This window comes from Streptococcus sp. HMSC072D05 (assembly GCF_001815805.1).
Taxonomy (GTDB): domain Bacteria; phylum Bacillota; class Bacilli; order Lactobacillales; family Streptococcaceae; genus Streptococcus.
This window is the reverse complement of the sequence record NZ_KV822038.1, coordinates 355215-365111: the sequence shown is the minus strand read 5'-3', so window position 1 is coordinate 365111 and position 9897 is coordinate 355215. Positions and strand designations below refer to the sequence as shown.

The 9897-nt window shown below is 40.6% G+C and carries 11 protein-coding genes; 2 read left to right on the top strand and 9 right to left on the bottom strand.

The window, feature by feature from the left end:
- Positions 1-59: 59 nt before the first annotated feature.
- From HMPREF3057_RS07600 to HMPREF3057_RS07565, 9 genes are all read right to left on the bottom strand, one after another.
- Positions 60-938, bottom strand: a complete 879-nt coding sequence (locus HMPREF3057_RS07600) for a F0F1 ATP synthase subunit gamma (protein WP_000301231.1) — start codon at positions 936-938, stop codon at positions 60-62.
- 15 nt (positions 939-953) lie between these two features.
- Positions 954-2459, bottom strand: a complete 1506-nt coding sequence (gene atpA, locus HMPREF3057_RS07595; RefSeq protein WP_070697084.1) for a F0F1 ATP synthase subunit alpha — start codon at positions 2457-2459, stop codon at positions 954-956.
- A gap of 14 nt (positions 2460-2473) precedes the next feature.
- Positions 2474-3010, bottom strand: coding sequence for a F0F1 ATP synthase subunit delta (locus HMPREF3057_RS07590; RefSeq protein WP_000358981.1), 537 nt, complete (start codon positions 3008-3010; stop codon positions 2474-2476).
- Positions 3010-3504, bottom strand: a complete 495-nt coding sequence (atpF, locus tag HMPREF3057_RS07585) for a F0F1 ATP synthase subunit B (RefSeq protein ID WP_000366309.1) — start codon at positions 3502-3504, stop codon at positions 3010-3012. Before atpF ends, HMPREF3057_RS07590 begins: the two co-directional genes overlap by 1 nt.
- 18 nt (positions 3505-3522) lie before the next feature.
- Complete coding sequence (atpB, locus tag HMPREF3057_RS07580; protein ID WP_000392938.1) at positions 3523-4239, bottom strand: F0F1 ATP synthase subunit A; 717 nt, start codon at positions 4237-4239, stop codon at positions 3523-3525.
- Positions 4240-4271: 32 nt separating this feature from the next.
- Positions 4272-4472, bottom strand: coding sequence for a F0F1 ATP synthase subunit C (locus HMPREF3057_RS07575; RefSeq protein WP_001054551.1), 201 nt, complete (start codon positions 4470-4472; stop codon positions 4272-4274).
- Between the two features lie 231 nt (positions 4473-4703).
- Positions 4704-5015, bottom strand: a complete 312-nt coding sequence (locus tag HMPREF3057_RS10055; RefSeq protein WP_080566831.1) for a CHY zinc finger protein — start codon at positions 5013-5015, stop codon at positions 4704-4706.
- A gap of 14 nt (positions 5016-5029) precedes the next feature.
- Positions 5030-6316 carry a peptidase U32 family protein gene (locus HMPREF3057_RS07570; RefSeq protein WP_070568709.1) on the bottom strand — a complete coding sequence of 429 codons (1287 nt, stop codon included), beginning with the start codon at positions 6314-6316 and terminating at the stop codon, positions 5030-5032.
- Between the two features lie 136 nt (positions 6317-6452).
- Complete coding sequence (locus HMPREF3057_RS07565) at positions 6453-7151, bottom strand: GntR family transcriptional regulator (RefSeq protein WP_070697082.1); 699 nt, start codon at positions 7149-7151, stop codon at positions 6453-6455.
- A gap of 140 nt (positions 7152-7291) precedes the next feature.
- On the opposite strand from HMPREF3057_RS07565, the gene guaA reads away from it, so the two are divergent.
- Both guaA and HMPREF3057_RS07555 read left to right on the top strand, forming a co-directional pair.
- Positions 7292-8854 carry a glutamine-hydrolyzing GMP synthase gene (gene guaA, locus HMPREF3057_RS07560; protein ID WP_038806148.1) on the top strand — a complete coding sequence of 521 codons (1563 nt, stop codon included), beginning with the start codon at positions 7292-7294 and terminating at the stop codon, positions 8852-8854.
- 246 nt (positions 8855-9100) lie between these two features.
- The gene (locus HMPREF3057_RS07555) at positions 9101-9874 is read left to right on the top strand and encodes an ABC transporter ATP-binding protein (protein WP_049479015.1); all 774 of its coding nucleotides are present in this window, start codon (positions 9101-9103) and stop codon (positions 9872-9874) included.
- The last annotated feature ends 23 nt before the right edge of the window (positions 9875-9897 follow it).

Below are 9897 nucleotides of genomic sequence, written 5' to 3'. Positions count from 1 at the left end.
GTTTGCTCTTTGATTTTCATTGAGTATAAGTTCATTTTCATACGAGCTGGACTAGAGCCTTATTCTAAGGCACTAGCCCCCGCTACAATTTCTGTAATTTCTTGTGTAATCGCCGCCTGTCTGGCACGGTTATACTGGATTGTCAAATCATTGATGACTTTCTTGGCATTATCAGTCGCCGTTTGCATGGCTGTCATACCTGCAGCATTCTCAGCTGTCTTGGCATCGATGATAGCCCCGTATATCATACTTTCTGCAAACTGAGGTAACAACTGCTCTAGAATCTCATCACGACTCGTTTCCAACTCAAAGGTCAAGCTATACTCTTCATCCGCTTCATTTGGATCTAAGTCAACAATCGGCAACATTTGTTCCACACGCATTTGACTTGTGAGAGTATTGACATGATGGTTGTAACAAACATAGAGTTCATCAAAAAGTTCATTTTGATACATTTCAATCGTTTTTGAAATAATTTTACGAACTTCATCAAAACTTGGTTGGTCAGCCAAGCCACGTAGTTCATAGATTGGTTGAATGCCACGAGCCTTAAAGAAATCAGCTCCCATACCACCAATACAGATTATCTCAAAACCTGTACCATCTGGATGGTATTCTTCTTTCAGCTCCATCACAGCTTTAAGGATGGAAGCATTATAACCTCCAACCAAGCCACGGTCTGAAGTAATAACGATATAGCCTGTTTTCTTAACTGGGCGACTAATGAGCATCGGATTGGTAGAACCACCAGATCCGTTACCATGCAGAATATCCGTCAAAAGCTTACGAACCTTCTGAGCATAAACTTGAAAGTTACGTGCTGCTTCTTCAGAGCGACCTAACTTGGCAGCCGATACCATTTGCATGGCATTGGTGATTTGACTAGTATTTTTTGTTGAGGCGATTTTTGTTTTAATATCATTTAGAGATACTGCCATTTGACACCTCTATTCTTATTGGAAGCTGGATTGATTGAGAAACTCTGTAATCGCAGCATCCAAGACTGCCTCTTCTGGCAAGTCTTTTGTTTCACGAATAGTTTCCAAAATCTCTGGATGTTGTGCATCAAAGAAATCATGAAACTCTTCCTCAAAACGAACAATGTCATCTACAGGAATCGTATCCAAGAAACCATGTGTCAAAGCATAAAGAATGATTACTTGTTTCTCAACAGGTAATGGTTTATGAACTGGTTGTTTCAGAACTTCAACGGTACGACGTCCACGATTTAACTTAGCTTGAGTAGCCGCATCCAAATCAGAACCAAACTTAGTGAAGGCTTCCAACTCACGATATGAAGCAAGGTCGATACGAAGTGTACCAGCAACCTTCTTCATAGCTTTGATTTGTGCAGAACCACCTACACGGGATACAGATGAACCCGCATCGATAGCTGGACGAATACCCGCATTGAAGAGACCATCGCCAAGGAAGATTTGACCATCTGTGATTGAAATCACGTTGGTTGCGATATAAGCAGAGATATCTCCTGCTTGTGTCTCGATAAATGGTAGAGCTGTGATTGAACCACCACCAAGTTCATCAGAAACCTTAGCTGAACGCTCAAGCAAACGGCTATGAAGGTAGAAAACATCCCCAGGGAAGGCTTCACGACCTGGTGGACGACGAAGCAAGAGAGACAGTTCACGATAAGCGACCGCTTGTTTTGAAAGATCATCATAAACGATCAAAACATGCTTCCCTTGGTACATAAACTCTTCTGCCATAGCAACCCCAGCATAAGGAGCTAGGAAGAGCAATGGAGAAGGTTGTGAAGCAGAAGCTGTCACAACGATTGTGTAGTCCAAGGCACCGTACTGACGAAGTGTTTCAACTTGCGTACGAACAGTTGACTCTTTTTGTCCAATAGCGACATAGATACAGGTCATATCTTGACCTTTTTGGTTCAAAATAGCATCAATAGCGATGGTTGTTTTCCCTGTCTGACGGTCACCGATAATCAACTCACGTTGACCACGACCAATCGGAACAAGGGCATCAATAGCTTTCAAACCAGTTTGCAATGGTTCTGATACAGACTTACGTTGCATAACACCAGGAGCCGGCGCTTCTACTGGACGAGACTTATCAGTGTGGATTTCTCCAAGACCGTCAACTGGACGACCAAGTGGATCCACAACACGTCCAATAAGGCTCTCACCAACAGGAACTTCCATGATTTTACCTGTACGACGAATTGTATCGCCTTCACGAATATCTGTAAAGTCACCTAGGATGATAATCCCAACATCTGTTGACTCCAAGTTTTGCGCCATCCCATAAGAGCCGTTTTCAAAAATCAACAGCTCTCCACTCATGGCATTTTCAAGGCCGTGAGCACGCGCAATTCCGTCCCCGATATAGGTTACAACACCTGTTTCAGATACATCAAAATTGGGTTTGAAATTTTCAATTTGTTGCTTAATTAAAGCGCTGATTTCTTGTGCGTTAATTGCCAAAAGAACACCACTTTCTATTTCAAATTTTCTTTAACAACTCGAAGTTGTTGTTTAATACTCACGTCAATTGTCTTGTGATTAGCAAAAATGACAAAACCACCAATGAGTCCTTCATCAATTTGTTCTTTGACGCTCCGCACTTTCAGAGACATTTTTTTCTCTATCAATGGGAGCAGACGTTCCTTCTGTTCATCTGTTAAAGGATGGGCTGAAGAAATCGTGACAACAAAACGATTGGTCTCTTTTTCAAGGCGATTCAAACAATCTGCAATTACTTCATAAAAAAGATTTGCTCTGTGATTGTAAACCAGAACTTGAATAAAGTTTTGCATTAAAGGTGACACAGAGTCTTGAAAGAAACGAACTGTTTTTTCCTTATCTGACTCATCAACTGCCACCTGAGCTAAAAAAGAGGGTAAGCCCGCTTCTTCTGCGACTTGCTTGATTTGATCCAAGTCTGAAAAAATCCGGTCCTCTTCTCCTTTTTCAATCACTAATTGGACAAAAGGCATGCTGTATTTTTCAATTACCTTTGCTGTTTTCTTGTCCATTAGGCTTCTCCTAGCTGATCGATATACTGATCAATGAGTTCCTTATGGGCATGACTGTCAAGGTTTTGTGAGATGATTTTCCCAGCTAGACTAACTGTCAAATCTGCCACCTCGCCCTTAACACTTTGTAAAGCTTCAGCTTTATTTTGCGCAATTTCTTGGTTGGCTTTTTCTTTTAAGCGCCCTGCTTCAAGTTTAGCTTCGGCTAAAATATCGGCTTTACTTTTCTCAGCAGTTCCCTTTGCATTCTCGATAATCGTTTTAGCTTCGGTACGGCTACCTGCTAACTCAGCTTCACGTTTGTTAGCTAGTTCCTCAGCCTTTTTACGGGCTTCCTCGGCACCATCAATATCTGAAGAAATCTTTTCAGCACGTTCATCCAAGATGCTGGAAATATTTCCCCAAGCATATTTTTTCACTAAAAAGATCAATAAAAGGAAGGAACCAGCGATAAGAATAAAGTCACCGATAATGGTACTAATAGTTAAATCCATCTTCTAATCCTCCTCTACTTACTCTTCCCCTTCATTTATTTTTTTACCAATGTACATAGATGACAACATGGTAAATACATAAGCCTGAATACATGAAATGAAAATTGAAAAGGCTGTCCATAACATGTTTGCGATAAAGGCAAAAGGATACCAATACAAAGCATTTTGTGACAAGGCTAATAGCAATCCAGCTAAGACCTCACCGGCAAAAATATTTCCGTAGATCCGAATCGCCAAGGAAGCAAAATTGGTGAACTCTTCTAAAATGTTCATCGGAGTCATAAAGCCAGGTGTAACAAATGCTCTCAAATATTCTTTAACGCCTCTACGACGAACTCCTTCTACATGGGCGATCAAAGTGATCAAGAATGATAGGGATAAATCGTATCCAAGGTTGGCTGTTGGGGAAGTCCACAAGTTATAACCGTTTGTTGTTTGTACTTTTGCCATTAAGCCGATATTATTGGCAACCAAGATAAACAGAAATAGAGAAAACAGAAATAAGGAATAATCCTTGATGTATGATTCTCCAATGTTTGGTTTGGTAAAACCAATCACAAAGTCGTAAATCATCTCAAGAGCATTTTGTTTGCCCTTTGGACGGATGGTCATTTTACGACTTGCCCAGTAGACAAAGGCAAAAACCATCAAAACAGTTACAAGAGACATGGCAAGCAGGGTCAAATCAAAGGATATTGGTCCAATATTAACGGTTGGATTCAAACTTTCTTCCATGGTTTGACACCTCCATTTCTAAATAGAGTTGTCTATTTAATGACAAATGACATCGCCAAGGTTACAAAGAATGTTCCTTCGATAAAGGCAATCCCCATGATCATCAAACTACGCAATTGTGGGATGATGTCTGGTTGGCGTGCTGCAGACTTGAACAAACCGTTCATCAAAAATCCTTCTGCAAGAGATACACCCATACAGGCAAGACATAGACCGAAAAATGTTAAATTCATGATGAATTCTCCTTTTATTTAAAATTTACTTACTTAGTTTAGTCCTAAAATTTGTTTTTGTCAACTTTTTACTTACGTTGGAAGCGTTTCAGATGATTTATTTTTATTTTTGCTATTTTTATACCACTGTATAGATAAGTTTCTCATTTTATGATGAAATGTGTTTCCACTTTCTCTATATTTTCCGAAATAAATTGAAAAATCCAAGTTTAGAACTTGGATAGATTCATTTTATTTGAAATAGTAGGAATAGTGTTGTTTACACCCTGGATTAAATGGAGATTTGCAATAAGGGCAGGCTATTTGTTTTTGATATTCTTGAAATGTTATTGTCCTCATACAAGCCCCACATAAAATCGGTCGATCCTCCGCAAGCGTCAAGGGGTAAGGTGAAAACAAATGCGTTTCTATAGCATTGTGGCACTGATAGCAAGCATAGTATTTTTTACACTCATAGCACTGGAGGGAAATAATATCCTTTTCACCATGATAGTGAACACATCTGCTTTCATTATCTACCAACAATCCTTGCACTTGAATCATTCACTTTTCCTTATCTAGGCACGAACTGTGACACTTGTCCCGTCTTCCTTATAGAGATTGATAAGACCTTCTTTGAGAGCTCGAACCATATCCCCAGCTTGCACAGGTTGAGGAACCTTAATGGTCAAGAGTTCCATTGGATTTGGAGCACGGTCGATTTTATTGCCCTTGGCATCATGAAGATCTTCGATATAAGTATCAAAATGACGGAAACCTGGTCCATAAAACTCAACTTGATCGCCTTCGTTGATGACATTTCGTTGACGAATGGTTGCCGTTTGGGTCGCATCATCATAAGCAACCACTTCAGCGACAAACTTGTATTCAGGAATTTTACGACGTGCGCCAAATAACTGTTCATTTTCAGACGGCGTACCGTAGTAGAAACCTGTTGCCAATTCACGCTGGGCAACCTTCCACATCTCATCCACCAAGTCTTGTTTGATAGCTTCAAATTTCTCAGGACTTTCGAGATAAGCATCTACAGCTGCCTTGTAGCAGTTGGTAACTGTTGAAACATAGTGAATAGACTTCATACGACCTTCAATCTTGAGACTGTCTACACCGTTTTCGATCATATCTGGAATATGGTCAATCATGGACATGTCAACGGCTGACATCGAAAATTCTTCTGGAATTTCACCTTTAAGACTCTTGCGTTCTTGACCAAAGGGCATGTCATAGAGATCGTATTTCCAACGGCAAGACTGTGAACAACCACCACGGTTGGCATCACGCATACTCATGTGGTTTGATAGCGTACAGCGACCTGAGTAAGAAATACACATGGCTCCATGGACAAAAGCCTCAATCTCAACATCTGTACGTTTGCGAATCTCTGCCAATTCTTCCATTGAAACTTCACGGGCCAAAACCACACGAGTTAGACCAAGTTCTTTCCAGAACTCTAGAGTTTCATAGTTGGTTGCACTGGCTTGAGTTGAAAGATGGATTTCTAGACCTGGTGCTTCTGTTGCTGCAATCATAATCAAGGCAGGATCTGACACGATCACTGCCGCAATCCCGATATCACGCAACTTACGGAACCATTCTCCAGCACCAGCTTCGTTTCCTTCGTGCATAACCATGTTAGCAGCCACATAGACCTTGGCACCGTACTTAGCAGCAAACTGGACACCTTCTTCCATCTGCTCAAAGGTAAAGTTACCCGCACGGCTACGAAGACCATAGGCCTGTCCACCGATGAAAACTGCGTCCGCACCATATTGAACAGCTACTTTCAGTTTTTCTAAAGTCCCAGCAGGTGAAAGAACCTCAGGACGTTTTAATGTTTTTGTCATTTTTTCTCCTATTTGCAATATAAAAGTTTGACGTTTTTCCTTCTCATTTTATAGTAAATAAGTGATAAAATCAAGCCTAGACAGATTGTTTTGACAATTCTAATCTTCTTAGAAACGAAAAACTAGTCTTCTGAGACTAGTTGTTTTCAAGATAAAATTCAAAACGTTCACCCACATACTGACTCTTGACATATTCAAAAGCCGTACCATCATCGAGATAGGAAACCTGAGTCAAGGCTAGAATCGCATGCCCTTTCTCGACTTCTAAGTAATGGGCAATCTTTTCCTTAGCCAATCTCGCATAAATGGTCTGTTGGGATTTTCCAATTCGGTAACCATGTTCTTGCAAGGTCTGAAAGAAATGACTGGTTACTTCTTCTTTTTTAAAATTTTTAATAAACTTTTCGGGAATAGAAGCAACTTCATAGACCAGAGGAACTTGATCGGCATACCGAACCCGCTCCATGCGGATAATATTCTCTGTTGGAGTAATCCCCAGCTTTGCGACCTCTTGCTCATTTGGAATGGTTCTTCTGTAAGAAATGAGTTGGCTGGAAGGTACTTTCCCTTGAGATTTGACAATCTCCGTAAAACTGGTTGTTCCTCGCATTTTTTCTTGGACACGAGTGCTAGAGACAAAAGTCCCACTTCCTACACGACGCTCCAAAACTCCTTCCTCGACCAAGAGAGAGATAGCTTGGCGTAATGTCATCCGGCTAACTTGAAACTGTTCAGCTAAATCTCGCTCACTTGGAAGCCTCTCTCCGATTTTCCAATAATGCTCATCTATATCCTTCTTGATCTGATCGTGGATTTTCATATAAGCTGGTAACATGATTTTCACTTCTTTTCTTTATTTTCTCCATTGTACCGTATTTGCTAAGAAAAAGTCAAACTTCGCCTTGTTTAGTTGGTAATTCGCCCCTATTTGTGATAGAATATTGAAAAAGATATTTCTTTTGAGAAAGGAAAAAGATGAGCAACATTTCAACTGATTTGCAAGATGTCGAAAAGATCATTGTGCTGGACTATGGTAGCCAATACAACCAGCTGATTTCACGCCGTATTCGTGAAATTGGTGTTTTTTCAGAGCTAAAAAGTCACAAAATCTCAGCTGCAGAGGTTCGTGCGATTAACCCTGTAGGGATCATCCTCTCTGGTGGACCAAACTCTGTATACGAAGATGGTTCATTTGATATTGACCCAGAAATTTTTGAACTTGGCATTCCAATTTTGGGAATCTGCTATGGTATGCAACTTTTAACTCATAAACTTGGAGGAAAAGTTGTTCCTGCAGGTGATGCTGGTAACCGCGAGTATGGCCAATCACCACTTACTCATACCACTTCTGCCCTCTTTGAAGGGACTCCTGAAGAACAGATTGTTTTGATGAGTCATGGCGATGCTGTTACAGAGATTCCAGCTGATTTTGTTCGTACTGGAACTTCTGCTGACTGTCCTTATGCAGCTATTGAAAACCCAGAAAAGCACATTTACGGTATCCAATTCCACCCAGAAGTGCGCCATTCTGTATACGGAAATGATATCCTTCGCAACTTTGCCCTTAACATCTGTAAGGCTAAAGGCGACTGGTCAATGGACAACTTCATCGACATGCAGATCAAGAAAATCCGTGAAACTGTAGGTGACAAGCGTGTTCTTCTAGGTCTATCAGGTGGTGTTGACTCTTCTGTTGTTGGGGTTCTTCTTCAAAAAGCAATCGGTGATCAATTAATCTGTATCTTTGTAGATCACGGTCTTCTCCGTAAGGGAGAGGCTGACCAAGTTATGGACATGCTTGGTGGTAAGTTTGGTTTGAATATCGTCAAAGCAGACGCTGCAAAACGCTTCCTTGACAAACTTGCTGGCGTTTCTGATCCTGAGCAAAAACGGAAAATCATTGGTAACGAATTTGTTTATGTCTTTGATGACGAAGCAAGCAAGCTAAAAGATGTAAAATTCCTTGCTCAGGGAACGCTTTACACTGACGTGATTGAGTCTGGTACAGATACAGCCCAAACCATCAAGTCACACCACAACGTTGGTGGTCTTCCAGAAGACATGCAGTTTGAATTGATTGAACCATTGAACACTCTTTATAAAGACGAAGTCCGTGCCCTCGGTACAGAGCTTGGTATGCCAGACCACATCGTATGGCGCCAACCATTCCCAGGACCAGGTCTCGCTATCCGTGTCATGGGTGAAATCACTGAAGAAAAACTAGAAACTGTTCGTGAGTCTGATGCTATCCTTCGTGAAGAAATCGCTAAAGCTGGACTTGACCGCGATATCTGGCAATACTTCACTGTCAATACAGGCGTTCGTTCAGTAGGTGTTATGGGTGACGGTCGTACATATGACTATACCATTGCCATTCGCGCCATTACTTCTATCGATGGTATGACAGCTGACTTTGCCAAGATTCCTTGGGAAGTCCTTCAAAAAATTTCTGTACGTATCGTTAACGAAGTAGACCACGTTAACCGTATCGTCTACGATATTACAAGTAAACCACCTGCAACCGTGGAGTGGGAATAGAATTTTCTATAAAATAATAAATAATACTGCTGGAGCATGGACTACAGTAGTATTATTTTTTATAATTTCAATATTAAGAAAATTTCTCGACTCTCAACTCCGCTTTTTAAATCCCTAAAACCATGCTATAATATAGTAAGCATAGATCCAATAACCTAATGATAAAGATTTCTTACATCATCCGTAAGTGTTATTCTACTCTGATTCATATTATAATGAAATTAACAAAAGATGGAGGTGTCTCACATGGAAACAATTTTACGAGTAGAATCATTAAAAAAGCATTATGGAAAAGATCCGAATATCACCAAAGCCTTGAACGGTATATCTTTTCAAGTTGTCAAAGGTGAATTCTTAGGGATTATGGGGAGCAGTGGTTCTGGGAAAACAACCCTTCTTAACTGTCTCGCTACTATCATCAAACCAACTGACGGCTCCATTCAAATGCAAGAAAAAGATTTAGGTCAGTTAAAAGGGAACCAGTTAGCTGATTATCGTGGCAAGGAAATTGGTTACCTCTTTCAAAATTTTGAGCTTTTGGACAATCTGACAGCCAAAGAAAATATTTTACTCCCCTTGTCTTTGCACAAGGTCGATGCCAACGAAAGCAAGGTTCGATTAGAATTGCTCTCCCAATATCTAGATATTTCTGAACTCCTGGATAAGTTCCCTTCTCAATTATCAGGTGGTCAACGGCAAAGGGTAGCTGCTGCGCGTGCTTTGATTTTAGACCCTAAGATTGTATTTGCAGATGAGCCCACAGGAGCTTTGGATTCAAAAAATGCGACCATTTTGATGCAAAAATTAGCTGAAATGAATCAAGTGGAAGAAACCACCATTCTCATGGTGACACACGATTCAGTCGCAGCCAGCTTTTGCAACCGCATCTTGTTCATCCAAGACGGAAAACTATTCCATGAAATCCGACGCGATTATCCAAGAGAAAGTCAGGAAGATTTTTACCACAGAATACTAAAGGTCATGGCAGCCCTAGCTGGAGGTGATGGCAATGTTTTCTAAATTAGTCTCAAGAAATAGCAAGA

What these genes read in the sequence shown, in the direction of transcription:
- HMPREF3057_RS07600 (WP_000301231.1), bottom strand. Translation starts at nt 938, where the DNA reads ATGGCAGTATCTCTAAATGATATTAAAACAAAAATCGCCTCAACAAAA.
- HMPREF3057_RS07590 (WP_000358981.1), bottom strand. Translation starts at nt 3,010, where the DNA reads ATGGACAAGAAAACAGCAAAGGTAATTGAAAAATACAGCATGCCTTTT.
- atpF (WP_000366309.1), bottom strand. Translation starts at nt 3,504, where the DNA reads ATGGATTTAACTATTAGTACCATTATCGGTGACTTTATTCTTATCGCT.
- atpB (WP_000392938.1), bottom strand. Translation starts at nt 4,239, where the DNA reads ATGGAAGAAAGTTTGAATCCAACCGTTAATATTGGACCAATATCCTTT.
- HMPREF3057_RS07575 (WP_001054551.1), bottom strand. Translation starts at nt 4,472, where the DNA reads ATGAATTTAACATTTTTCGGTCTATGTCTTGCCTGTATGGGTGTATCT.
- HMPREF3057_RS10055 (WP_080566831.1), bottom strand. Translation starts at nt 5,015, where the DNA reads ATGATTCAAGTGCAAGGATTGTTGGTAGATAATGAAAGCAGATGTGTT.
- HMPREF3057_RS07570 (WP_070568709.1), bottom strand. Translation starts at nt 6,316, where the DNA reads ATGACAAAAACATTAAAACGTCCTGAGGTTCTTTCACCTGCTGGGACT.
- HMPREF3057_RS07565 (WP_070697082.1), bottom strand. Translation starts at nt 7,151, where the DNA reads ATGTTACCAGCTTATATGAAAATCCACGATCAGATCAAGAAGGATATA.
- guaA (WP_038806148.1), top strand. Translation starts at nt 7,292, where the DNA reads ATGAGCAACATTTCAACTGATTTGCAAGATGTCGAAAAGATCATTGTG.
- HMPREF3057_RS07555 (WP_049479015.1), top strand. Translation starts at nt 9,101, where the DNA reads ATGGAAACAATTTTACGAGTAGAATCATTAAAAAAGCATTATGGAAAA.